The organism is Cognataquiflexum nitidum, assembly GCF_022538055.1.
Taxonomy (GTDB): domain Bacteria; phylum Bacteroidota; class Bacteroidia; order Cytophagales; family Cyclobacteriaceae; genus Cognataquiflexum; species Cognataquiflexum nitidum.
On record NZ_JAKZAM010000016.1, the window covers coordinates 81,845 to 106,177 of the forward strand.

General features: G+C 39.1%; 18 protein-coding genes and 2 tRNA genes. 7 read left to right on the forward strand and 13 right to left on the reverse strand.

The annotated features are described in order from the left end of the window. Window positions 1–15 precede the first annotated feature (15 nt). The 6 genes from MMU07_RS12380 to MMU07_RS12405 are packed head-to-tail and all read right to left on the reverse strand — an operon-like array spanning window position 16 to window position 8,256. Complete coding sequence (locus tag MMU07_RS12380; protein ID WP_241126188.1) at window positions 16–1,308, reverse strand: quinol:cytochrome C oxidoreductase; 1,293 nt, start codon at window positions 1,306–1,308, stop codon at window positions 16–18. A gap of 2 nt (window positions 1,309–1,310) precedes the next feature. Further along, window positions 1,311–1,937, reverse strand: coding sequence for a c-type cytochrome (locus MMU07_RS12385; RefSeq protein WP_241126189.1), 627 nt, complete (start codon window positions 1,935–1,937; stop codon window positions 1,311–1,313). Between the two features lie 12 nt (window positions 1,938–1,949). Then, window positions 1,950–2,480 carry a DUF3341 domain-containing protein gene (locus MMU07_RS12390; RefSeq protein WP_241126190.1) on the reverse strand — a complete coding sequence of 177 codons (531 nt, stop codon included), beginning with the start codon at window positions 2,478–2,480 and terminating at the stop codon, window positions 1,950–1,952. A 3-nt stretch (window positions 2,481–2,483) separates the two neighbouring features. Next, window positions 2,484–3,848, reverse strand: a complete 1,365-nt coding sequence (nrfD, locus tag MMU07_RS12395) for an NrfD/PsrC family molybdoenzyme membrane anchor subunit (RefSeq protein ID WP_241126191.1) — start codon at window positions 3,846–3,848, stop codon at window positions 2,484–2,486. Window positions 3,849–3,866: 18 nt separating this feature from the next. Next, window positions 3,867–6,953, reverse strand: a complete 3,087-nt coding sequence (locus MMU07_RS12400; protein ID WP_241126192.1) for a TAT-variant-translocated molybdopterin oxidoreductase — start codon at window positions 6,951–6,953, stop codon at window positions 3,867–3,869. A gap of 40 nt (window positions 6,954–6,993) precedes the next feature. After that, the gene (locus MMU07_RS12405) at window positions 6,994–8,256 is read right to left on the reverse strand and encodes a c-type cytochrome (RefSeq protein ID WP_241126193.1); all 1,263 of its coding nucleotides are present in this window, start codon (window positions 8,254–8,256) and stop codon (window positions 6,994–6,996) included. Between the two features lie 366 nt (window positions 8,257–8,622). On the opposite strand from MMU07_RS12405, the gene MMU07_RS12410 reads away from it, so the two are divergent. The 4 genes from MMU07_RS12410 (at window position 8,623) to MMU07_RS12425 (ending at window position 12,213) form a co-directional block, all read left to right on the forward strand. Further along, window positions 8,623–8,692, forward strand: a tRNA-Cys gene (locus tag MMU07_RS12410). 519 nt (window positions 8,693–9,211) lie between these two features. Beyond that, a tRNA-Cys gene (locus MMU07_RS12415) sits at window positions 9,212–9,282 on the forward strand. A 217-nt stretch (window positions 9,283–9,499) separates the two neighbouring features. Further along, window positions 9,500–9,973, forward strand: a complete 474-nt coding sequence (locus MMU07_RS12420; RefSeq protein ID WP_241126194.1) for a (2Fe-2S)-binding protein — start codon at window positions 9,500–9,502, stop codon at window positions 9,971–9,973. 2 nt (window positions 9,974–9,975) lie between these two features. Continuing rightward, window positions 9,976–12,213, forward strand: a complete 2,238-nt coding sequence (locus MMU07_RS12425; protein ID WP_241126195.1) for a xanthine dehydrogenase family protein molybdopterin-binding subunit — start codon at window positions 9,976–9,978, stop codon at window positions 12,211–12,213. Window positions 12,214–12,285: 72 nt separating this feature from the next. Here MMU07_RS12425 and MMU07_RS12430 read toward each other — a convergent pair whose 3' ends face one another. From MMU07_RS12430 to MMU07_RS12460, 7 genes are all read right to left on the reverse strand, one after another. Further along, on the reverse strand, window positions 12,286–13,419 hold the full coding sequence (locus MMU07_RS12430) for a hypothetical protein (RefSeq protein WP_241126196.1): 1,134 nt from the start codon (window positions 13,417–13,419) through the stop codon (window positions 12,286–12,288). Continuing rightward, window positions 13,416–14,549 carry a hypothetical protein gene (locus tag MMU07_RS12435; RefSeq protein ID WP_241126197.1) on the reverse strand — a complete coding sequence of 378 codons (1,134 nt, stop codon included), beginning with the start codon at window positions 14,547–14,549 and terminating at the stop codon, window positions 13,416–13,418. The genes MMU07_RS12430 and MMU07_RS12435 overlap by 4 nt, the downstream gene beginning before the upstream one ends. Beyond that, complete coding sequence (locus tag MMU07_RS12440) at window positions 14,546–15,730, reverse strand: hypothetical protein (protein ID WP_241126198.1); 1,185 nt, start codon at window positions 15,728–15,730, stop codon at window positions 14,546–14,548. The genes MMU07_RS12435 and MMU07_RS12440 overlap by 4 nt, the downstream gene beginning before the upstream one ends. Before the next feature lie 158 nt (window positions 15,731–15,888). Then, window positions 15,889–16,491: a hypothetical protein gene (locus tag MMU07_RS12445; RefSeq protein WP_241126199.1), complete on the reverse strand. Its 603-nt coding sequence runs from the start codon at window positions 16,489–16,491 to the stop codon at window positions 15,889–15,891. Window positions 16,492–16,725: 234 nt separating this feature from the next. Beyond that, window positions 16,726–18,516 (reverse strand): 30S ribosomal protein S1, encoded by a 1,791-nt coding sequence (gene rpsA / locus MMU07_RS12450; protein ID WP_241126200.1) that lies wholly within the window; start codon window positions 18,514–18,516, stop codon window positions 16,726–16,728. Between the two features lie 183 nt (window positions 18,517–18,699). Next, window positions 18,700–19,353 carry a hypothetical protein gene (locus tag MMU07_RS12455; protein ID WP_241126201.1) on the reverse strand — a complete coding sequence of 218 codons (654 nt, stop codon included), beginning with the start codon at window positions 19,351–19,353 and terminating at the stop codon, window positions 18,700–18,702. A 63-nt stretch (window positions 19,354–19,416) separates the two neighbouring features. Then, window positions 19,417–20,583, reverse strand: a complete 1,167-nt coding sequence (locus MMU07_RS12460; RefSeq protein ID WP_241126202.1) for a DUF4221 family protein — start codon at window positions 20,581–20,583, stop codon at window positions 19,417–19,419. An 833-nt stretch (window positions 20,584–21,416) separates the two neighbouring features. Between MMU07_RS12460 and MMU07_RS12465 the strand changes: the two genes are divergently transcribed. The 3 genes from MMU07_RS12465 (at window position 21,417) to MMU07_RS12475 (ending at window position 24,230) form a co-directional block, all read left to right on the forward strand. Further along, window positions 21,417–22,145: a lysophospholipid acyltransferase family protein gene (locus tag MMU07_RS12465; protein ID WP_241126203.1), complete on the forward strand. Its 729-nt coding sequence runs from the start codon at window positions 21,417–21,419 to the stop codon at window positions 22,143–22,145. 99 nt (window positions 22,146–22,244) lie between these two features. After that, entirely contained in the window at window positions 22,245–23,540 is a 1,296-nt protein-coding gene (locus MMU07_RS12470; protein ID WP_241126204.1) for a DUF2851 family protein, read from the forward strand. A 51-nt stretch (window positions 23,541–23,591) separates the two neighbouring features. After that, the gene (locus MMU07_RS12475; RefSeq protein WP_241126205.1) at window positions 23,592–24,230 is read left to right on the forward strand and encodes an acetyltransferase; all 639 of its coding nucleotides are present in this window, start codon (window positions 23,592–23,594) and stop codon (window positions 24,228–24,230) included. Window positions 24,231–24,333: the final 103 nt, after the last annotated feature.

Consider the following 24,333-nt stretch of genomic DNA (forward strand, 5'->3'; position numbering starts at 1 on the left):
AAACTTTTCGGATAATTAAATATGATGATGATAACTTTCTTCCAACATTGGATGATTTTTAGCAATAAGATTTTGTTTAGATAGATTGTTTAAAACAACATATGTAACCAAAGAACCAAATATTAAAAGCATCCCAACTTCCATCAAGCCAAAGCCTCCATTGTGACCAAGAGTTCCAGGCTGTACCATCAAGAAGAAGTCAAACCAGTGACCTACGATAATCAGAGAACAAATTACTTTCAGGAATATACCGTGCCTTTTTGCATCCCTTGTCATAAGAACAAGGAAGGGAAGGAAGAAGTTTAGTGCTAGATTTACAAAAATGAACGGGCTATACACATCACTTTGAAGTCTCTCTACGAAGTAAACTGATTCCTCAGGTATATTAGCGTAATAGATCAATAAGAATTGCGAAAACCAGATATAAGTCCAGAAAATAGAAAATGCAAAAACAAACTTTCCAAGATCATGAATATGGTTTGCATTAACCATTTCAAGGTAACCTCTTTCCTTTAAGAATACTGTTACCAGAGTCATCGCGGACAAACCCGCTACAAACCATGATGCAAAAACATACCATCCAAACATGGTAGAAAACCAGTGTGTATCTATGGACATCACCCAGTCCCAAGCTGAGATTGAAGAAGAAACCGCAAAGAAAACAAGGAACAAAGCAGACCACTTTCTGATTTTAAACCAAGATTGATTTCCAGGGTTGAGATCTTCCTGATAGGATAAGTTTTTCAATTTGTTGAAAAACAAAACCCAAGCCCCAAAGAAAACAACCATTCTTATGATAAAGAAAGCCGGGAACGTCCCTTTCTCGAGTGGCCAAAAGAAAAAGGCTCCTTTGCCATCTATAATTTTATCATAATCGGGACTATTCACATCAAACAGTGTTTTGTGTGTCCAATGGAAAATATCATGACCTACAATGAAATAACTCACAATCATGATAACACCTGCAATTGGCAACCAATATCCAAAAGAGAGGAAAATCCTCAACAATGGTGCAGACCATCCTGCTTGTGCAGCATATTGGATCGCAAAAAAGAAAACTCCAATTACAGCAATACCTGTGAAATAGACATTATTGATCCAAAGATTTGCATATAGTCTTTTGTACCAATGAAAAGCATGAGCACCTTCAGCATGGGCTTCATCATGGCCTCCACCTAAGGCTGCCATCAAAATACCTGCAGTAAGGATAACTGCACCAATGATCAAAACTGTAAATATTGATTTTTTAAGCCCTGCTGAAAAATCAAATTTCTGATCCAAATTATAATTTGTAGTACTGTGACCCATGATTATTGCTTCTGAATTTCTTGTTTAACATAGTGAACAATTTTCCAAATCCTTTCTTGTGGAATCTGAGAACCATGTGCCCCCATTCTACCTTTTCCTTTCATGACCACATGGAAAATGTGACCTTCAGGAAGATTAATATATGCACCACCCTTTAGATTGGCTACACCGCCGATTACCTCACCCGCTTTACCGTCTCCTTCACCACCTTGTCCATGACAGGCAGAACAATATTGTGTGTACAAAACCTTTCCTTCAGCCAATACTTGAGGTGTCAAAGCAACAGGGTTTTGATTCAATGCTGCGGCTTCCAATTCGAACTGCTTCAACCTGTACGGTAAAGAGCCATCTTTGGATCTTGGAACTGTGTTGGCTACAGGCTCTCGCATGTTCATGCGGTTGGGGTTGTTAATATTACTATTGAAAAACTCCCCTTTTCCGTCTTCTCTTGTAGACAGCCATGCTCCTTCTTCTTCATTCACAATTTGTGAAAGAGGTTCGTATGCAATGGAGTTATACATTTGCGGCGCATATTCATAACCGGGATTCTCGCCGGAGGCACCACAAGAAGTCATGCCAAAGGCTACCCCAAGAAATGCAAACGTGTATATAGAATGTGTGATTTTCATATATCTATTTACCTATTCAAAACTTTTAAAATTTACCTCTGAAGCTCCTGAACTTTTCAAAACGTCAGATAATTTTCCTTCGCCTAGTGAAGAATTCACTGCAAGGTCAATTGCCATTACATGCTTGTCATCAGTAATTCTGACATCAAAAATCCTAGGTTGACCCCATGGTTTTAGATTGCTTGCTATCATAAATACGCCAACCATTCCAAATGCAGCCAATAATACCGTGAGTTCGAATGTGACCGGAATAAAATCAGGAAAAGCAGCATGGTCTTTACCACCGATAATCATTGGCCAATCTATCTTCATCATATAAAACTGCATGGTCAACGCAAGCGTGGTCCCAAGCATTCCAAACAAGAAAGCTGCGATTGGAAGTTTGCTTCTTTTATATCCAAGCACATCATCTATTCCGTGAACAGGAAACGGTGAATACACCTCATGGATTTTGACACCGTTACCCCTTACTTTAGATATTGCATCCAATAAAACATCCTCATCGTCATATACGCCTAGGATGAAATTTTTATCTCTTTCCATGCTTTATTTAGTTACTTTTTCTGATGAAGATTTCACAATAGATTTCACTTCGGCCATGTTGATTACAGGGAAAAACTTTGCAAACAAGAAGAACAAAGTGAAGAATAATCCGAAGGTGAACAGATAAACCCCAACATCTGAGATAGTTGGATAGAACATCGCCCAAGAGGACGGAAGATAATCTCTATGCAAAGAGGTCACAATGATCACAAATCTTTCAAACCACATTCCAATATTTACTACAAGGGATAATAAGAAAGTGGCAACAATGGATGTCCTAATTTTCTTGAACCAGAATAGTTGTGGAGAAATCACGTTACATGTCATCATTGACCAATATGCCCACCAATAGGGACCAAACATCCTGTTCATAAAGGCATATTGTTCAGCAGCAACTCCCGAATACCAGGCAATGAAGAATTCCGTAATGTAAGCAATTCCGACAATTGATCCTGTAATGATGATAACGATGTTCATCAATTCGATGTGGCCGATAGTAATATAATCTTCCAAATGGAACACTTTCCTTGTCACAATCATCAATGTCAACACCATTGCAAATCCGGAGAAAATCGCCCCTGCCACAAAGTATGGAGGGAAAATAGTCGTATGCCATCCCGGAATCACCGAGGTAGCAAAGTCAAAGGATACAATAGTATGAACTGAAAGTACAAGAGGAGTAGCTAAACCAGCCAAAATCAAAGCTACTGATTCGTATCTACTCCAAGTTTTGGCTGCACCATCCCATCCAAATGACAGGGCACCATATATACTTTTTCTAATGCCTGAAGCCCTATCTCTGATTGTGGCAAAGTCAGGTATCAAGCCTATGTACCAAAACACCAAGGATACCGAGAAATAGGTTGAAATCGCAAACACGTCCCAAAGGAGGGGTGAGTTGAAGTTAACCCAAAGAGAACCAAATGTATTTGGAAGCGGCAAGGCCCAGTAAGCCCCTAACCAAGGTCTGCCCATGTGAATAATAGGGAACATGGCTGCACAGATTACCGCAAAAATAGTCATCGCTTCAGCGGCTCTATTAATGGCCATTCTCCACTTTTGTCTGAACAATAAAAGTACTGCAGAGATCAATGTACCTGCGTGACCAATACCAACCCACCACACAAAATTGGTGATATCCCAAGCCCAGCCTACAGTTTTATTGAGTCCCCACATACCGATACCTTCCCAAAGAGTTGCTACCAATGCAATGGATCCTATCAACAACACCCCGACTGAAAATAAAAAGGCCAAAAGCCATCCCATACTGGGTCTAGCTTCCACTTGCCTTGATATATCATGAGTGACGTCTTTCAGAGTTTTACCGCCTGTAATCAGAGGCTGGCGTACGGATGAAGTAACATGCATATCTTATAAAATTATTTATTACGCTTCTGATTTATCCTTATTTCTGATTTTAGTAAAATACCACACGTTAGGGCTCACATTGATTTCTTCCAATACGTGGTAGGCTCTTTCTTCATTTACTTCTTTCATTGCTGATGTAGTATCTTCTTGAATTTTGAGCATTTGAGTGATTTTACTGTTGGCATCATTCATGTCTCCAAATACAATGGCAGTAGTAGGGCAAGCTGAAGCACAGGCTACGTTGATTTCGCCATCTTTTACTTTACGTCCTTCTCTTTTAGCTGTCAATTTGCCTGCTTGGATCCTTTGAACACACATAGAGCACTTTTCGATGACACCTCTTGCTCTGACAGTAACATCAGGATTCAATACCATTTTACCCATGTCATCGTTTTGTGCAACGTTCACAGCAGCAAAGTCTTTATTGTCATGGTATTTGAACCAGTTGAATCTCCTTACCTTATATGGACAGTTGTTTGCACAATACCTTGTTCCAATACATCTGTTGTAAGTCATTTGATTGAGACCTTCCGAAGAGTGGGTTGTTGCCGCAACAGGACATACAGTTTCGCAAGGTGCATTGTTGCAGTGCTGACACATCATCGGCTGGAAGGTAACCTCAGGGTTATCCGCAGCAACTTCCAATTCTTTATTGGATGTAGCTTCGGAAGGAGAGCTATAGTACCTGTCAATCCTGATCCAAGCCATTTCTCTACGGTTAAGCACTTCTTGCTTTCCTACTACAGAAACGTTGTTTTCAACCTGACATGCTATGGTACATGCACCGCAACCGATACAAGAATTCATATCAATTGCTAAACCCCAATGGTGTTGGCTATATTGGTGTCCTTTCCAAAGTGAAATTTTAGAAGGTTTGACAAATTCTCCTTCTTTGTAAATTTTTGGTTGATATCTACCTGCAGATGCGTCTTCTTTATACTCACCTAAGGTAGCTTCTTGAATCACAAACTCTCTTCCCATGTAGGTTTGATGGGTTTGAGTTTGTGCAATTTTATAAACCTCAGAAGTCAATTCGATAGATATGCCTTCAGTCACATCAAAATTTGTAAAGCCTTTTGAGCTGTCTGCCAATTCATAAGCATTGACTCCGACGCCATCCGCAACTCTACCAGCTTTGGTCCTGCCATATCCTAAAGCCAAACCAACTGTTCCGTCTGCTTGTCCTGGTTGAACCAAAACAGGTACCATAAGAGATTTACCTCCTACCGTAATTTTTGCTTTCTTGGTTTCTCCTTCAGACATCTTTAAGCCATTCTCATTTGCCCATTTTTGGGAAACGGTCAGGTAATTATCCCAAGTAGCTTTGGAAATTGGATCAGACATTTCCTGAAGCCAAGGGTTATTGGAAAATGTTCCATTTCCAATTCCGACTTTGGTGTATATCGCCAATTCGGTACCTGTTCCCTCTGCTTTGTAGACTTTTGCTACGGACGAAGCTGCCGCAGTTAAATCAGCAACATTCGCAACAGATGTTGGCTCAGATGGAATGGAATACACCCCATTGAACAAAGACCTATCCCAAAACTCTTGAAACCTTGAAGTTTCTGTTTGAGAGGCAAATAAAGTAGAACTCCAGTTTTGCTGTAAGAAATCATAATAATTTACCGAAGATCCTGCCCAAACCAAGAATGAATCCTGGGCTTGTCTTGAATCAAATAATGGAGAAATAGCAGGTTGACTCAAGCTATATTCTCCTTTTCTTGGATAAAAATCATTCCATGATTCAAGGTAATGGTGATCAGGGGCAACATATTGTACCAATGAGGCAGTTTCATCCATGGTTGTATTGGTAGATACCGATACTTTTGCCTTCGCAATGCCTTCTGCTACTTCGGCCCCTTTTGCAAAATCATAAACAGGATTACAGTTGTAGAAAACGACTCCTCCCACTCTGCCTGCTTTTAGGTCGTCCACAAACTGATTCATTTTTGAATCATCTCCTTTTCTGAAATAGGATGGTTTAGAAAAATCAACAGTTAGCCCATTATTTCCAAGTAAGTCATTAATTGCGTTGACGACTACCTGAACGTTTGGATCATTTGAGCCCGATACCACGATAGATTTGCCTTTGTTGGCCCAAAGTTCTTTTGCTGCTTTGTCAAGGTGTGCAATCTCGATAGTAGCACCGGCAACGGATGCAGCTCCGGCTTGCTTTGCAATGGCGTTGTATAATGCCAAAACTGCAAGTCCACTTTGAGATGGTTTTATCGGAGTTCTATAATCAGCATTAGCTCCCGTTAAAGAAAGATTGGATTCGAACTGAAAATGACGGGACATAACAGGCTTTTCTTTCGAAATTTTTCTACCCTGTCCATATTGTTTTGCAAATTCAATAGGAGAAATCCATGTACCTAAGAAGTCAGCTCCGAAACTTACTATAACATTTGCCTTTTCGAAGTTATATGTGGGAAGCACCGAGCTACCATAGGATAGCTCTGCAGCTTTGGTGATACCATAATTGGAAATTGGATCGTAAGCAATGACCTCAGCACTTCCAAAAGCCTCAGCAAACTGCTGCAATACTTTTTCAGTAGAAGGAGAAAGTATTGTATTGGTTACGATTTTAACCGAACCGGCAGATGCCAATTTTGATTTTACCTCAGCATCAATTGTTGCCCAATCAGACTTTACTCCTTTGATATGCGGACCCGCAAGTCTTTGCTTGTCATACAATGAAAGAACTGAAGCTTCTACAATAGCACTTATGCCGCCTTTGTTGATTGGAGAAAGTTCATTTCCATCAATTTTGATTGGTCTTCCCTCTCGGGTTTTCACCACGATAGATGCATAATCACCTCCCGAAGAAAACGTTGATGCGTAATAATTGGGAATTGAAGGATTGATATCTACAGGCTTATTGACATAAGGAATTGCCTTTCTCACAGGAGCTTCGCAAGCTGCCAAGGAGGCTGCAGCCAAACTAAAACCCATCAATTTTAGAAAATCCCTTCTTGTAGAACCTTCCTCATTACCACCGTTGATCGGCAAATACTCGGGAAATTCCCTCTCTGCATTTTTAACAAATTCTGGATCATTTGTTAATTGCTCTAAACCTTTCCAATAGGTCTTTTTATTTTCTGTCATTGTATATTCAAGAAAAGTAAGTTCTGAATTAATTATTTAATTAATAATGGCACTTAGCACACTCCAATCCTCCGATGTCTTTCACCTTGAGGGCTTCTTTTGAACTGCTGTGCAACTGTACCAATTTATCGTAATATTCATTTCCTTTTGAATTGATGTCTGTCTGTCTATGACAGTCTATACACCATCCCATTGTAAGTGAGCTGTGCTGGTAGACCACTTCCATCTCCTGTATCGGTCCATGACAAGTTTGACATTCTATCCCACCTACAGCGACGTGCTGAGCATGGTTAAAATAAGAAAGATCGGGAAGGTTGTGGATTCTCACCCATTCGATAGGCTGATTATTATCTACCGCCGCATAAATTTTGGCAATCTCCGGAGAGATACCTTCTTTACCTCCAACATTTTGGATATGGGTATGACAGTTCATACAAATATTAGCCGAAGGTATGTTAGCAGATTTGCCAATTTCAACGCCGGTGTGACAATATTGACATTCGATCTCATATTGCCCCGCGTGAAGCTGATGGGAAAATGCAATCGGCTGCTTTGGAGCATAACCCTGCTGAACACCAATTGTCAATATTTCATCTAATGCAGTCTTTACCGTAAAAGCAATAACAAGTGTTGTTATTATGATTATAAAACCATCAGATTTGACCAATTTCTTAAAATCAAATTTTTGATTGATATATTCTTCATCGACAGCATCAAGCTTCTGATTTCCCAGATACTTGGTCAAAATAGATATGATGAGCCCTAAAACAATCAATATTAAGAGCAATACCAAAACTAGAACACTTAAAATAATCGTAAGGTATTCGCTTGGGATTCCTGAACCTCCTGAAGCGCCCGCTTGAGCACCGTCAGCCGCCACAGCTGCAACAGCAGGATCTGCCTTATCGCCATATTCAATATATGCCAATAAGTTCATCAGGTCTGCATCTGATAAAAATTCATGGGCAGGCATTACCAAATTGTTGAATTGGGCTGCAATCGCCACTGCTTCAGCATCACCTGAAGCAATCAAAGCCTGCGAATTCTTAATAAAGTTTTTGGTCCACTCTATTGAATGACGGTCTGTAACTCCCCTCAAAGCTGGTCCGACATTTTTTGCGTCCAATCTGTGGCAGGTTCTACAGTTTGCATTGAAGACGGTCTTCCCTGCTGCTATCGCCTCCTCACTGTTGGAAACATCGGGATTTACCGCGTAGACTTGTGTCCCTGACAACTGGAAGAATAGCAACATCAAGAGGCTAAACCTTAGAGGGACACTTAATAATGAGCGATTGATCGACATATTTGTTACTTATTAAACAGTTTAATGCATGTTTTTTGATAAACACTGCAAATGTACTATCGCAATTCTATTTTTCAAACTTGAATCAATTAGAGTTCATTTCCCTAAAAATAGATTTTATTTTATGGTATGTTACTGTTTTTCAGTTATTTAAATTATTTTTATTCAACCTCAAATAATTTAGATTCATTATAAATAAAATAATATTTGGATTAATATTGCTCTATTGAAAGGCGATCAAAAATCTTGAAGTTTATTTTTGAACATTTCAAAATCAATCATCTTGGAAATTTCTTTTTTTCTCCAAAATAATTCCAAAAAAGTTTGTCAATTTAGAATTTAGTGATTTTATTTGTTGCACTAAAAGGTCGAGTGGCCGAGTGTTAGGCGTTAGTTGGCAAGACTTTCTACGGTGGTTCAAATCCATCCTCGACCTCGAATAAAGAACGTTTTAATCACCCAAGATAAACCGTTCCTGCAAATTTTATAAATGATCATTTGGCAATTTAGGCCGGGAAAAAAACCTGCCATTATTGTCCGATATCAGATAGTTTTTACCTGGTCGAGTGGCCGAGTGTTAGGCGTTAGTCGGCAAGACTTTCCACGGTGGTTCAAATCCATCCTCGACCTCATCAAGTGAACGGTTTAATGTCCAAACTAAATTCCGTTCCAAATCTTTTGAAAAGGCTTTTTAGCTTATACGTACTTAGAATTCGATCTAATGGAAGTATTCTACAAAAGTCAACTTGTATCAACAGGTCGAGTGGCCGAGTGTTAGGCGTTAGTCGGCAAGACTTTCCACGGTGGTTCAAATCCATCCTCGACCTCAAAAGCTTCCCTAATACGGGGAGCTTTTTTGTTTTATCCAAAATGAATTATTTACTGATTCAAAATTCGGTCATGTCCCGTTTGATTTAATTAGTAGAATCCCTACATTTGCATTCCGTAAAAAAACGGTCGAGTGGCCGAGTGGCTAGGCAGAGGTCTGCAAAACCTTGTACAGCGGTTCGAATCCGCTCTCGACCTCAAAAAAAGCATCCTTTAAAAGGGATGCTTTTTTTATTTCACTATTCAAGTTAAATCCCAATTCGATTGGAGGTCCTACTACATGTATTTCTTCTACACAAATTTTCCAATTCAAAAAATATTACCCCACTTTTCTGCACAAAAGACTGTTTACTAAGGTCTCTTTTGATTTTGTCTTCCGTTTCTTTAAATTTAACTTGGACAAGATAAATAAGAGATGAAAGAGCAAATCCGATTAAAGCTTAATGGCAAGTCCCAAAGTGTCGAAGTCGACCCAAATGAGCCTTTCTTATATGTACTTAGAAGTGACTTAGAACTCAATGGTCCCCGATTCGGCTGTGGGCTTCAGCAGTGCGGATCTTGTATGGTGTTGGTGGACGACATTGCTGAACCTACGTGTATCAAACCAGTTTCCGAATTCAAAAATAAAAAACTTGAAACTATAGAAGGGCTTGAGAAGGATGGAAAGCTCCATCCAATCCAGAAGGCATTCATTGAGGAGCAGGCTGCACAATGCGGCTATTGTCTTAATGGCATGCTGATTTCAGCAGTTGCGTTACTCCGCAAAAATCCAAATCCTTCTGAAGCTGAAATAAAAGAAGCATTGAACCCAGTGATCTGTCGATGTGGAACTCACTCACGTTTTATCAAAGCAGTAAAAAGAGCTGCAAATTCATCTGAAACTTTTTAATTATGAAAAATCTCAAACTTCCAAAAACCGACCGAAGAGATTTCCTTAAAACGACAGGCCATCTTTTAATTGGATTCAACTTGTTTCCTTTCATTTCTTGTAATTCGACAAGCGAAGAATCCAATGTACAAGCACCGACCACCATCCCGTTAAGGCCTAATAATGGAAATGAAATGTTGGACTCTTGGATCAGACTAGATGTCTCAGGTCAAGTGACAATCATGACTGGAAAACAAGAATTGGGACAGGGAATCAGAATAGCTTTGATCCAAATTGCTGCTGAGGAATTGGATGTGGATATAGCTAGCTGTCAAATCATCGATGGAGATACCGGGCAGACACCGAATGAAGGTTACACCGCGGGAAGCAATTCAGTTGAAGGGAGCGGTAGGGCAATCCGAGAAGCTGCGGCGGAAGCAAGATATCAACTTCTAAATCTGGCCTCCCAAAAATGGAATTTGAGCGTATCTGAGTTAACAGTTGAAAATGGTTATATAAAAAACAAGAACCAAGAATCCATCAGCTATTGGGAATTATTAGACGGCAAATTCCTAGAAGGTAAAGTTACCGGACAGGCTCCCATCAAGGACCCAAAAATTCATAGAATTGTCGGGAGATCTTTACACAGACCAGACATTGAAAAACTTGTCAGGGGGGGGGCTCATTTTGTCCATGACATCAGGTTGCCAAATATATTGCATGCAAGGGTGATGCACCCTCCGACATACAATGCAAAGCTCAGCAAAATTGATCCACAATCAATTCTTGTTTTGCCCGGTATTTTGGAATTGGTAGTAGACGGGAGTTTTGTTGCTGTCATTGCTGAAAGGGAATATCAAGCTGTAATTGCTTTGCGAAAATTGAAAGAAGAGACTGAATGGACATTCCCCAAAATAGCAACTGTACCGGAGAATCTATACCGGCAGATGAAAACAAATGCCAATTCTCCGGAAATGGTCAAAGAAAGTCCGGGAATAGGTTCAAAAATCAATGCCTCAGCTAAAAAACTCGAGGCTGAATATCACCGACCTTACCATATGCATGGGACTGCAGGTCCATCATGCGCCTTGGCAGAATGGAAGGATGGGCAATTAACCGTCTGGTCCCCAACCCAAGGTGTATATCCTCTCAGAAATTCTTTATCGGATCTTTTGGGATTGGATATCGAAAAAATCCGCTGTATCGGAATGCCCGGTTCAGGTTGCTATGGACACAATGGAGCTGACGATGCCTCTGCTGAGGCTGCTTTGATTGCGATGCGTTTCCCTGATAAATCAGTAAGGCTTCAATGGACACGAGAAGACGAACATCAATGGGAACCCTTTGGATCAGCCATGGCAATCAAGTTGGCGGCCGGTTTGGATGCTTATGGAAAAATAACGGCTTGGGATACCCACCTGTGGTCTGATACTCATAATACCCGCCCAAATGGAAAAGGGGGACATTATATATCGGGGAGACATTTGGAACAACCTTTCCAATTTGAAAAAGGAAGATTTTCAGAAGGAACTTATAGAAACGCGACTCCTTATTATAACATACCTTTCAAAAGACTTCAAATCAACAACTATGATGGCCCATTAAGAACATCAGCCTTGAGGGGGTTGGGAGCCTATGGAAACATCTTTGCTTTGGAATCCTTTATTGATGAATTGGCTGTAATTGCCAAAATAGATCCTTTTGACTTCCGATTGAAAAATTTGGATGACAAAAGAGCCATTGATGTTTTAACTTTGTTGAAAGAAAAAACAGGTTGGGAGTCAAGGAACAAAAATGGAAGCATAGGATATGGAATTGCTTTTGCAAAATATAAAAACTCAGCTTCCTATTTCGCTGTACTTGCAGAAGTCAATATTGACAGCTCAGCAGAAACATTCAAACTGACAAAACTAACAGGAGTGATAGATTCCGGGCAAGTCATCAATCCAGATGGATTGATAAACCAAACCGAAGGTGGCATGATCCAATCTGCAAGTTGGACTTTGCTAGAAGAGGTGATGTTCGATGAAAATGGAGTGCAAAGTAAGGATTGGTCAAGTTATCCAATCATGCGCTTCAATGATACCCCAGAAGTGGAAGTCCATATTATAAATAGACAGGAAGAGAAACCACTTGGTGCAGGAGAAGCCGCACAAGGCCCTGTAGCTGCGGCAATAGCCAATGCTATATTTGATGGGACGGGTCAGAGACTCCGTCAATTGCCTTTAAAACCTGAAAAAATCGATTGGAAGAAGGTGTGAATTCAGCCCAGGTTATCGCATCATGGAAAATGAATCATTGGACATTTCTCCAAAAAATCTAATGGAAAATTTTCATTTTTTGACCAATTGAAGCTTATAAAAGGTGATGAAATCCTGCTCTTCTCCGAGATAATCATCATCCCTTAAAGCGTAGAAGGGCTTGTCCAACTCCTCAATATTCATAAATCTTCCTATTCTATAGGGGATTATGATTTCATTGGAGAGGCTGGAATCTGGCAGTATAATTTTCAAGATCTGATTTTGAAAATCCTTGTACTTAGGAAAGTTTTTTGGAATGTTCAATTCATTTTGGATGAAAATTTCCTCCTCAATTCCTTCAAGAAAAATGATTACCGTTCCTTTCTGGGTTACAAATAACTGTCTGATATCTCCGTCTAGCATTCTTGTCCCAGAGACATATTGATATTCTTCTTGATGTTCGCCATTGTCCAAAAATTTTGAAGGCTTAAAATCAACGGTATTTATATAACTCCCTCCATTGCTTAGATCAAAAGCATGGACCATTGTTTCATTTCTTAGAGCCATTTGAAGTATATTTCCATTGATGCCAAATTGAAACCAAGGCCGTTCGAAGTATTTATCTGTGGAATATCTGGAGGTAGTTGGGATTTTAATTATCGGCACTGAGCCTCCTGTTTTTGGGTCAATTTTTTCCAACAGAAAGTGATCTCTGAAGAAATGGGGATCGTAAGGATTTGCTCCGTCTCTGCCCGGGTAATAACTGATTAAAGAATCATTCCAATGTTCGAGATTTCTAATAAAGCCTCCCCCGTCATGTGCCTGACTTGGAAATGGAAGCTTGATTTCTTGTTTCAAAGTCAGATCCGGATTCAATTCATACAACCAACCCATAAAACTCGCTGCAAAAAGCCTTCCATCCCCTGTGTACCTCAATTGAGTTGGGTATTGGACTTTTCCCGGTCCATCCTTGGGGTATGACGTTTCATAGGTGATCTTACCATTTGCATCAAATTCAACCAGTTTATTTTCTTGAAAATTAAAAAAAACACCATTCCCGTTTCTGAAATCTCCTCCGCTTACATTCCCCAAATAATCCACATGGATGGAATCCAAGATCACAAGTTCCCATTCGTTTGAAAAAGTCTCCAAATCTGAACTTTCCTTTGGGGAACAAGCTATAAGCGAAAAGAATAGCAACAACAATACAGGAACCTTACAATTCATTTTTTGACCAATTTGAGTTTATAGAATGTGATATGGTTTTGCTCTTCCCCGAGAAAATCATCATCTCTTAAGGCATAGAATGGCTTATCCACAGATTCGATATTGAGTATGAAATCAATTTTTGAAGGAAGCATTACCTCGTTTGACCAACCATATCCGTACCAGTAGATTTTGAGATAATTCTTAACGAAATGAGGGTACAGGTAAAAATTTTCTCTTTCTTTCAAGTTGTTTTTTGCAAAAGTATCGCTATCAATTCCTCCATGATAGGTGACGATGATATGGTTCGAATCCGAAAAAATGCCCTGAATATTTGCTTCAAACATCTTGGTCATTTCTTGGTACGTCACAGGCGTTTTTTGCCCAGGCATCAATTTAAAGTCGATAGGATTGATATCCATACTCCTTTTCCAAAGAATACTATCCCCCAAAGCATATATATGCAAAATGGGCTCATTGGAAAAAGTTAGGTAGAGGCTGTCGTTTTCGATGGTGAAATTGAGATCGGGTCGGTTGAAAAAATCATCCCCGCTGAATTTCGAAGTAGAAGGGGTTCTCACCACCGGGCTTGATGTTTTTGTCTTCAAATCATACAATTCCAAAAGAGGGTAATCTCTATAAAAATGGTCAATATAGGGACTGACACCATTGCGCCCAGGATACCATAGCAGTATTTTTTCTTCCCAAAAAGCAATGTTTCTTCTATTGTAGGCACCGCCTCTTGCCTCACCCAAAATAGGCATTTCCAACCTTTCTTTCAAATTAAGATCAGCATCAAAATGATAAATATTTTTAGCTGAAGTTGTTCCAAAAAATTCACCGTTATGCTCAACCAAAGTCTCCAAAAACGATATGGACCCGGGGCCTTCTAGAGGAAATTCTTTCGTTGTCAAAATATTACCCATAGAGTCAAACCTAATTAAAGCGCCACTGACCATGTCTTTAACCAGTCCTATTCCATTGTTAAAAATCCCCTCTCTAATATTCCCCAAATAATCGACTTGAATAGAATCCAAGATGACAAGTTCCCATTCGTTTGAATCGTCCGTATTGTGAGCCCCTTTTTCCCTTTCTGAGCAACTGCAGATAACTACCCAAATCAACAGTATTGCAATCCGGTTTTTGATCATTTCCCTACCAATTTTACTTTGTAAATCCTTAAAAAATCTTCTTCCTCTTCCTCGTTTGGCGCTTTTTCCATCCAAAGAAATCCACCGCCTGAAGCAAAACCGCTTACATTAACTCCTTCGGGAAAATCAAGGTTACCAATTACTTCCAAAGTCTTTTGGTCCAATATCAAAATCCCCTGATTGACTTCACTTTCAATTTTTTCATAGAGCAATTCAGCTTCCTCTTCACTTCCTGAACTATAAAGCGTTTCTAATTCCTTCATTTTTTCCTCGGGAATTCCTCCATAGTACTGCATCAAAATTTTCCCATCTAGGATATGAATGTTTCGAATAGCAGGAGTGCCACCTTTAATTATAACGGTACCTTCGGCAAATTCAGCCCTTGGCGTTACAGGCAGTTTGCCAAAGCCGGGCAAATCGAACATGACCACCGTATCCAACTTTGCTCCCTCAGGGCTCAGGTCGTACACATTCAATCGCTGCTCCCCACCCAAGGCGATGTATAGTTTCTCCCCGGCGGCCTCTAATGCCGGAGCATAATCACTTTCAAAATAGCCGTTTCCATCCAAAAACTGACTTCCTTGCTCAAAGGGTACAATTTCGATGAATTTTTCTTCCTCAATATCAATAAGTTCCAAAGCCCTGAAGGAGTCATAAAATTTTTGTTCTCCGGCGAAAGTCTCCCGGGTACGGACAGATTTACTAAGCAAATACTGCTTTCCTTGAAGTGTTACCGTTTCCATTCCCTTACCTGAAAAACTCATAAAACCTGCCCCTCCCAAAGTCTCAGGATGCGCAAGTTTTTTAATCATATTGCCTTCCAAATCATAGATAAATATCCCACTCATCCCGGCCAGGGCGAGTTGATTTTCATTGACGAAACCGGGGGATTCCATCAGGAACCCATAAGAATCCGGGGTATCATCTTTTTTTGAAAATCGGCTCAAAATAGATCCTGAGCTGTCCGTGATGATAAATTCGCTGTTGGCAAAATCATAGAAAGCAAATCGGTCTGCTTTTGGGCTGACGTCCGTAACCATAGGGTCGCCCAAAATCTTCAAATCCAGCGAATCAATTAACTCAAACGAATAAATGGCAGGAATTTCCTGCACCATTTTTTCAGGATTCGAACATGAGCAAAAAATTAGGAGGACGAGTATATAAAGTTGGAGATATTTCATAACTCAATTTTAAAAAATAATTTTCAAAAACCAATTTTATTCTTAGTTGATTTTTTCAAATTTGACCTTAGCCTCTATTTTCTCCCAATACAGACCAAGCAAGAAATTGGGATGGGCATAAAAAAAATGTCCACCTTTTGGCAGACACTTTTCTGTTTCTAAAACTTATACCCAACACCCACCTGTAAACTGAATACTTCCAACACTTGGCGGGAATCAAATTCCTGTTTTTTGAAAGGAATCCATGAATGCCTGCTGAAGTTCGGAAAAACGAAAAGGCTCAGATTTTCTTTTTGGATTCTTCCTCCGATACCAACAATGTATCCGATTCCTCTTTGATCCTGAGATTTGAACATGTCCTCAGTCAGTTGAAAATCTAATTGCGGGCCTGCAGAAAGGTAGAAATATTTGAGAAACTCAAAATCTAACAATAAAGGAATAGAGAGTAGTTTAAGAGGCTCTTTAAATTGAGAAGGACCAAGAGTAGGCATCCCGGTTGGCATAAGAGTTATGATTTTCTCCGCCTGAAAGTACTGAAGTCCCGTAGTAAATCCCCAGCTTTCATTAATCTGCCTTCTATACCTGATTCCAAAATCCAAAGCTGAATTCAATTGGTTAGATGGAGCTCCTAATACTTCAACATTCCACCGCATCCGGGCCTCAGGAAGACCATAATAAACCTGGATTTCATTGTTTTTTTGGGAAAGGGCTGAAAAACTTATACCCATCAGCACCATTATGAATAAACATCTTTTTGTCATTTGCCTTAAAACTTGGAATACCTATTTAGGACGAAAAAAAAATTAGAAATGTGACCAACTAAAGTAAAATGCTAATTATTTTTATTTGTAGCTAAAAAAGGTTAATCCTTCGAGGTTTTAAAAACCTCAAAGGAAAGGATTAGTTGTAAAAAAAGTGTCCACCTTTCGGCAGACACTTTTCTATTATTTAAGAATGAGCTAAGATCTCATGTCTTATATCTCACATCTCAAGTCTTACTTTTTTCCGCCTTCCATCTTCTCCTTCAGCTCTGCCAAAGCGTCGATGTCACCGAAAGTTGATTTCTCTGCAGCAGCAGGAGCTTCAGACTTAGGTTCGTCAGCTTTTTTCTTGCCTTTCTTTGCAGCTGCAGTTGCTGAAGTTGCGGCAGATTTAGCATCTTCCTTGAAAGTAGCGGTATGGGAAAGTACAATCCTCTTGTCATCTTTAGAGAATTCGATTACTTTGAAATCCAAAGATTCACCGACTTCTACAGTAGATCCGTCTTCTTTCTCCAAGTTTTTGGAGGTTGCAAAACCTTCAAGACCATAAGGAAGCTCAAGAACTGCACCTTTGTCATTTTTGCTATTTACAGTACACTTATGGACAGATCCGATAGGGAATACTGTTTCGAAAGTATCCCAAGGGTTTTCTTCCAATTGCTTGTGTCCAAGCGCCAATCTTCTGTTGTCAACATCTAGTTCTAAAACAGCTACCGCCAATTCGTCACCGACTTTCACAAACTCAGATGGATGCTTGATTTTCTTGGTCCAAGAAAGGTCAGATACGTGTACCAAACCGTCAATTCCCTCTTCCAATTCAAGGAACAAGCCAAAGTTGGTCAAGTTTCTTACCACTCCTTTATGTTTGGTTCCCACAGCATATTTGGCAGCCATGTCACCTTTTGTCCAAGGATCTTCAGTCAATTGCTTGATACCAAGAGACATTTTTCTTTCGTCTTTGTCCAAAGTCAACACAACTGCTTCGATTTCGTCACCGACTTTTACGAAGTCAGCAGGATTTCTCAAGTGCTGTGACCAGCTCATTTCAGAAACGTGGATCAAACCTTCAACGCCAGGAGCCAATTCCAAGAATGCACCGTAATCAGCCACATTGACGATTTTACCTTTTACTCTTGAGCCAACTTCCAATTCAGCTGACAAAGCATCCCAAGGATGTGAAGTCAATTGCTTCATACCCAAAGAAATTCTCTTCTTGTCATCATCGAAGTCAAGTACCACCACCTGAACTTTGTCGTCAAGGTTAAGTACTTCTTCCGGATGGTTGATTCTACCCCAAGAGATATCAGTGATGTGAAGCAAGCCATCTACACCACCCAAATCGATGAATACACCGAAGTTGGTCATGTTCTTGATGACACCTTCCAATACCTGACCTTTCTCAAGGTTGTTGAGGATTTCTGCTTTTTGTTTCTCAAGGTCTTTTTCGATCAAGACTTTGTGCGAAACCACTACGTTATCGTTGGTATGGTTGATTTTAACCACTTTTACTTCCATTTTCTTACCTACATAGATATCAAAATCCCTGATAGGCTTCACGTCGATCTGAGAACCTGGCAAGAAAGCCTCCACACCGTAGATATCCACGATAAGGCCACCTTTTGTTCTTCTTTTTACAAGACCTTCGATTACGCTGTCATTGGTAAGGGCATCTTCGATGTCAGTCCATGCACGTACCATTCTTGCTTTTTTCCTTGAAAGGACAAGCTGTCCCAAGGCATTTTCCTGCTCTTCAATGAATAGCTCTACCTGATCACCGATTTTAAGATTAGGAAGGTCACGGAATTCAGATACGGGAACCAAGCCATCAGATTTGAAACCGATGTTGATGATCACGTCCTTGTCATTGATACCAACTACGGTACCTTTGATGACTTCTTTTTCTGTGATCGTGTTCAAAGTTCCGGCATACATGGCTTCCATGTCGGCCTTTTGTTCTTTGGAATATCCATCACCAAAACCTTTGGTGGAGAAATTATCCCAGTTAAACTCTTTTTGATTAGACATAATGTGTGATTGACCCTGACATTCCTCCATCCTAGGGTCATTGGATTGAGGCTTTTAGTTGATGAAAAGTCGCTGAGAAGCTTCGCAGAGACCCCGTTCACCCGAACGGACTGCAAATGTAAGGTTTTTTTGGAAAAGGAGAATTTTCAAATTGAAAAAACTGGAAAACTCTATTAACAAAATTTATGGACACAATAGAATGTATCGCTTAGAATTAGCAGACATACTGTCGATTAAGGTCATTCTGTAATATTCGAGCGAATATGCTTGTTTTTGAATTATTGCACCTTCGACAAGGTTAGGTTTAAAAAAATCTAGAATTTCTTTAAACACAAAAACTGTTGTATCCATTGAGGAATTTTCTAATCGATCAATCAATAAACTTAAAGAGTCGCCTGAAAGAACCATTTTCTTAATATTACCATTAAATTCAATTGGCCATATTTTATCAATAATTAATTCATTGCAATTTCCGAAGTAAAATAAATTTTTTAATTCTTGAATTACATTTAACGGTACAATTTCTTTTGAATCCCATTCAACCCTATTTTTACTGTAAAGCACAGGAGTTATAAAAACCAATCCCTCCAAAAAAAAATAATTTTTTGTATCAAATATTATTTGTTGCCCTTCTTTTAAACCGTAGGCAACAGAAACTTTATTGAGTTCTTTTTCTGAATTTGCTGTTAATACAAACAGAACATCTTTTGGTAAATGCAACCTTTCTATAAATTCAAATACTTTAATGACACAATATTCACAGGAAACTGTGGCAGGAATTACCAAAACATGTTTATAATTATCAGAATTTGGAATATTTTCTAAATATGATTCCAATTTTAAATACTTACTATCTTTTTCATTCTGGCACAAAAAATAATCATTAAAACAATTACAAAACTATATTTTTTCATCCAAATCATTATTTATGTGAATAAATCTAAATTCATTTTCAACAACAGAATTTATCCTCATCAAAAACCCCCTTTGTGTTGGATAAATCATATTATAGCTTACTGACTTGGAATTAGTATTCCAAAAACTTAACAAATTAAAATCGACATCATAAAGCATGATATTTTTTGTTTTTGCCCATGACTTGTTATCATAGTCATTTTCCGACAAAGGGTTTTGGCTAATTCTTAAATATTGTTTTCCGTTAAAGAAAATCCCATCGAAACTATTATTAAGCAGATAGTGCGAAAGGACATATTGCATCTCGGAATTACTTTCATTTTCAAGAGAAGGCACATCCTTTTGATTCTCAACTTTGATGTCAATTTCTTCGAGTTTTTCTAAACTTATTAATGGAATCCTAAACAAATTATTAATAGGAGCAAACGAAATGATCATTTCATTTTGATCATTAAAGGCATGGGAAAAATTCAAAAAATTAATACCGAATATCTGCGATTGCATTTTTAGTGGTAATTTTCCAAAACTTTTAAATTCAGAAGAATCCAAATCCACTAACAAAAAATTTTGCCAATTTTTTAAATCTGATTTTTTGTGGGTATTTAAGTGTGGAAAAACCGAAATAATCAATTTGTTGTTTTGTTTCCAAACAGGCTTTGTTCCTTGTATCATTAAATCGGGGAAGGATCCCAAATTTTCCAAATCAATCTTCATTCTTTTGTATACTTCACCTCTTCTATTAATTAAAATAAGGTTATTGACACTAGAAACCACTAAAGTGTCTTTAGAAAAATAGAATATTCCGAGATTCGAATTTGAACCTATACCATTGGGACCTTCTTTATCTAAAATAATTCTTTCAAATTCATTGATGCCATACAAATGATGGAATTCTAAAGCGTTTAAAGATTTATTGAAGAAAAAAAGTACACTATCACCTGATATTAATTGCGAATTTGGAGGGATCACAGTTAATGAATCAACTTTTAAAACCAATGTATCAATATTTAGTTTTGCTCCATAAAAATCTTCAGAATTCCTTTTATTAAAATTTTCCTCAAAATTGGATGGTTTCCTATTACAACCAACGGAAAAGTGGACTAAAATCAATATAGAAATTAGTCCACCAAAATTGATCCAATAAATTTTCATTCTAATTAGGTAATTGGCTTGAAAATTCTAAAACAATCTGTAACAACACCGCATACCGTTCCTTCTGATATACATTGAGTTATCGCGTCGTCATCAGAAATAATTGTAAGCCTACAAGCCTTTGTATTCCCAGATTGGGCTGAAACTTTTGGCTGAAACAGATTAAAGGAAAGTAAAATCATAAAAGATAATACTAGTAACGTCCGAATGTTAAATTGCTTTTTCATTTGTTTTTATTTATTGATTTAAAATATTTAATTAAAATTTAAGCAATCTGATTACAGGACAAGACAAGACATTTGAACACATTGAACCTGCTCCAAAGCAATCTAACCTATAAGAATCAGGTGTGTCCACTGTATATACACAAGCCTTATCTTTTGTATTTGCATTAGCAATAGGCAATAGATTCAATATCAGTCCAGACCCTAGCAAAAAAGCCAATTTGATAGAGAGTTTCTTCATAATCTTTTCATTTATTGTTGAACATAAATTAGTTTTTTAAATGAAAAAAAAAAAACAAACTGCAAAATCTTTACACTAATTTTTTGAAAGAATAAAAAGAAATTTTTTCGTTTTTAAAAATAACAGTATACCTAAAATGATATAAAATTCGGAATCCGTAGTTTAAGGAAAATTTATCAGCGCCATTCTTTCGAATATTTAAAGAAAAACCAAATAATAAACTATATATTAGGTTTTCGTTAACGTCCTTCCATTCATCAATAGATAAAAAAAACGAAACCCCCGAAATCGCTCTCAGGGGTTGTTTGCAAGTAAAGAGTTAGTAAATTTATTTAACGATCTATAAAATTACCCAAACCTTTCCTAAAATGAAAATCATTCTGTGGATTTATACCATCTATGCAGCTGCATTGTTTGTCCTATTGATGTTGGTCTTTGGATTGTTTATTGTCATCCCGCTCTTGGTCAGTCCGAGAGGCGGGAAAGTTTCTTTTATTTTTATCCGCTTTTGGGCAGGAATTTGGTCCTTTTTGGTAGGCATCCGCTATGAAATCCGGGGTCGGGAACACATTGACCCGAAGCAGGCGTACATCTATATTTTCAACCACCGGTCCTTTATCGATGCTCCGGTGATTCCGATGGCTATCCGACAGGAAGTGCGGGCCATCGGCAAAAAGGAACTTTCCAAAATCCCTGTTTTCGGGTTTGTGGTCTCAAGAGTGGCGGTTTGGGTAGACAGAAAGGATACCGCTTCGCGCAAAGCATCTGTGGACAGGCTGATGGAAATTCTCAAAAAAGGCATCTCTATTGTTGTCGCTCCGGAAGGAACAAGAAACCATACAGGGCAAGTTTTGCTTCCATTTCAAAAAGGGGCATTTAGAATAGCAATCGAGACAGGAACACCCATCATGCCGATGGCAGTTATCGGTGCAGACCATATTATGAAGCGGGGCTCAATCTTGTTGAGGCCGGGAAAAGTCCAAGTTTATTTTTCAGCAGCCATTCAGCCCGGTTCATTCTCGGGAGAAGATGGTTTTTTGAAGTTGGCCGACAAGTGCTACAACAGGCTTGAAGCGATGATTCTGACGCACGAATGAAATTAGTCGACTAAAATCGCCTTCTGAGGGCGCTGGATTTTTTAATCATTGGAATAATCTTGAAATTGATTTTTCCAATTTCAACCCAATTTTTAAGACATGAATTTTCAGGAAGACTTTCTGCAGACCGTGTGGAAATACCAGTATTTTGACAAAAATTCCCTGCAGACCACCGAAGGACTTCCTATCGAAGTCAAAAAAATCGGTTACCACAATTTCCATGAAGGTCCGGATTTTCAGGAAGCCCATATCAAACTTGGCAAATTGGATCTTTTCGGACATGTGGAAGTGCACCGCAAAGCCTCAGACTGGAAATCCCACGACCACAATGCCGACTTAAGGTACAATTCTGTCGTACTTCATGTAGTCTGGGAAGAGGATAAAACCATACTCAGAAATGACGGAAGCAAAATTCCCACTTTGGAGCTGAAGGGAAAAATCCTACTTGATGTCATCCGCAATTATGAAAGGCTGACAAGTAGCCGGGACGAAATCCTCTGTGGCAATCTTTTAGAAAAGATTCCTCCTATCATCCAATTCTCTATGTTGGAAAAAACCCTTGTAGAAAGGCTGGAAAATAAGTCCGTGGTCCTTAGCAGGATATTGGAATCCACCAACAACAATTGGGAGGAGACCGCATACCGGTGGCTTTTTCAGTGCTTTGGATTCAAGACCAATGCCAACACCATGCTCAAATTGGCAGAAAGCGTGCCTTACAAAATTCTGCAAAAACACGGAAACCAACCTCAGGTGATCGAGGCCATTCTTCTTGGACAAGCTGACTTGATTCCCATAGAACCATTAGATGATTACAGCCTTTTTCTGCAAAAAGAGTATGATTTTTATCAGAAAAAGTACCGCCTCCAAAAAACCATCCACCACCACGAATGGATCATGATGGGAGTCCGACCGCAAAACTTCCCCCCCCTGAGAATCGCCCAATTGGCACAGGTTTTCAACAAAATCCCAAATCTGTTTTCATCCGTCATTCACCACAATGAGCATTTTGATCAGTTCAAAAAAATCTTCGAAATCGAAACTCCTGAGTATTGGATTTTCCATATCAAAGTCGGAATACCTTCCCAGAAAAAATTGGCCAAAAAACTCAGCAATAAGACCTTATCTCTGCTTACCATCAACTTTATCATCCCGCTTTGGTATACCTATGGGCAGTACATTGAGGAAAGCGACTGGAAAGAAAAATGCTTTGACCTTCTCCAGGAAATACAGGCCGAAGAAAACTTCATCATCCGCAAATATGCAACTCACCAATGGAAGGCTAAAACCGCTTTTGACAGCCAAGGGATGATCGGACTTTACCATGATTATTGCAAGCCTAAAAAGTGCCTTGACTGCAAAATCGGGCAGAACCTGCTCAAGCCTGATAGGAAATGATTTTTGTTTAAATCCTGATTTGCGTACTTTTGCGATCCGAACAGGAAAAAAATGGAAAAACCAGTCATCATTCTTGGAGCCAAAGGCATCGCCCATCCAGCATTAGAGATTTTCAACAGCAACAAAGTCATCGTCTATGGCTTTTTGGATGAAGATGAAAAGCTCCACGGCACAGAAATCAATGTCGTGCCCGTATTGGGGAATCCTGAAGATGACGGTTTTCTAAAACTTATCGGACAAAAGTGTGAAGCTTTTGTTGCGGTCGATGACAATAAATACCGTCAGTTTCTGGTCAAAATGCTCAATGAGCGTAGGAAAGTCCAGCCGATCAATGCCATCCACGAGTCTTCCTATGTCTCGACAGATGCGGTATTAGGACACGGCAACTTTATCAACGGAAGAGTCAACATCGGCGCTGGAACCAAAATCGGCAGTCACTGTATATTCAATACCGGAGCGATCATTGACCACGAATCAGTGTTAGAGGATTTTGTCCAAATCGGCGCAGGTTCTATTGTCAACTCAGGCGTGACGATCAAAGAAGGTGCCTTTATTGGTTCCGGAGTTACCTTGGTATCAGGCATTACCGTTGGTAAAAATGCCAGAATCGGTGCTGGATCGGTCGTGATCTCCAATGTCAAAGACGGTGAAACCGTATTCGGGAATCCTGCTGCTCCGATCAAAAAGTAATAGGATTATGCGCTGATTTGCAACTTGATCAATAAGTCCATAGACCACAGTCGACAGTCCATAGCCGCTGCAATTGTACTTCATTGCGGGTTTTAAATGGATA

Coding starts and splice junctions, on each gene's coding strand:
- MMU07_RS12440 (WP_241126198.1), bottom strand. CDS start 15,730: ATGAAATATCTCCAACTTTATATACTCGTCCTCCTAATTTTTTGCTCA.
- MMU07_RS12400 (WP_241126192.1), bottom strand. CDS start 6,953: ATGACAGAAAATAAAAAGACCTATTGGAAAGGTTTAGAGCAATTAACA.
- MMU07_RS12420 (WP_241126194.1), top strand. CDS start 9,500: ATGAAAGAGCAAATCCGATTAAAGCTTAATGGCAAGTCCCAAAGTGTC.
- MMU07_RS12470 (WP_241126204.1), top strand. CDS start 22,245: ATGAATTTTCAGGAAGACTTTCTGCAGACCGTGTGGAAATACCAGTAT.
- MMU07_RS12405 (WP_241126193.1), bottom strand. CDS start 8,256: ATGTCGATCAATCGCTCATTATTAAGTGTCCCTCTAAGGTTTAGCCTC.
- MMU07_RS12475 (WP_241126205.1), top strand. CDS start 23,592: ATGGAAAAACCAGTCATCATTCTTGGAGCCAAAGGCATCGCCCATCCA.
- MMU07_RS12390 (WP_241126190.1), bottom strand. CDS start 2,480: ATGGAAAGAGATAAAAATTTCATCCTAGGCGTATATGACGATGAGGAT.
- rpsA (WP_241126200.1), bottom strand. CDS start 18,516: ATGTCTAATCAAAAAGAGTTTAACTGGGATAATTTCTCCACCAAAGGT.
- nrfD (WP_241126191.1), bottom strand. CDS start 3,848: ATGCATGTTACTTCATCCGTACGCCAGCCTCTGATTACAGGCGGTAAA.
- MMU07_RS12385 (WP_241126189.1), bottom strand. CDS start 1,937: ATGAAAATCACACATTCTATATACACGTTTGCATTTCTTGGGGTAGCC.
- MMU07_RS12465 (WP_241126203.1), top strand. CDS start 21,417: ATGAAAATCATTCTGTGGATTTATACCATCTATGCAGCTGCATTGTTT.
- MMU07_RS12445 (WP_241126199.1), bottom strand. CDS start 16,491: ATGACAAAAAGATGTTTATTCATAATGGTGCTGATGGGTATAAGTTTT.
- MMU07_RS12380 (WP_241126188.1), bottom strand. CDS start 1,308: ATGGGTCACAGTACTACAAATTATAATTTGGATCAGAAATTTGATTTT.
- MMU07_RS12425 (WP_241126195.1), top strand. CDS start 9,976: ATGAAAAATCTCAAACTTCCAAAAACCGACCGAAGAGATTTCCTTAAA.
- MMU07_RS12435 (WP_241126197.1), bottom strand. CDS start 14,549: ATGATCAAAAACCGGATTGCAATACTGTTGATTTGGGTAGTTATCTGC.
- MMU07_RS12460 (WP_241126202.1), bottom strand. CDS start 20,583: ATGAAAATTTATTGGATCAATTTTGGTGGACTAATTTCTATATTGATT.
- MMU07_RS12430 (WP_241126196.1), bottom strand. CDS start 13,419: ATGAATTGTAAGGTTCCTGTATTGTTGTTGCTATTCTTTTCGCTTATA.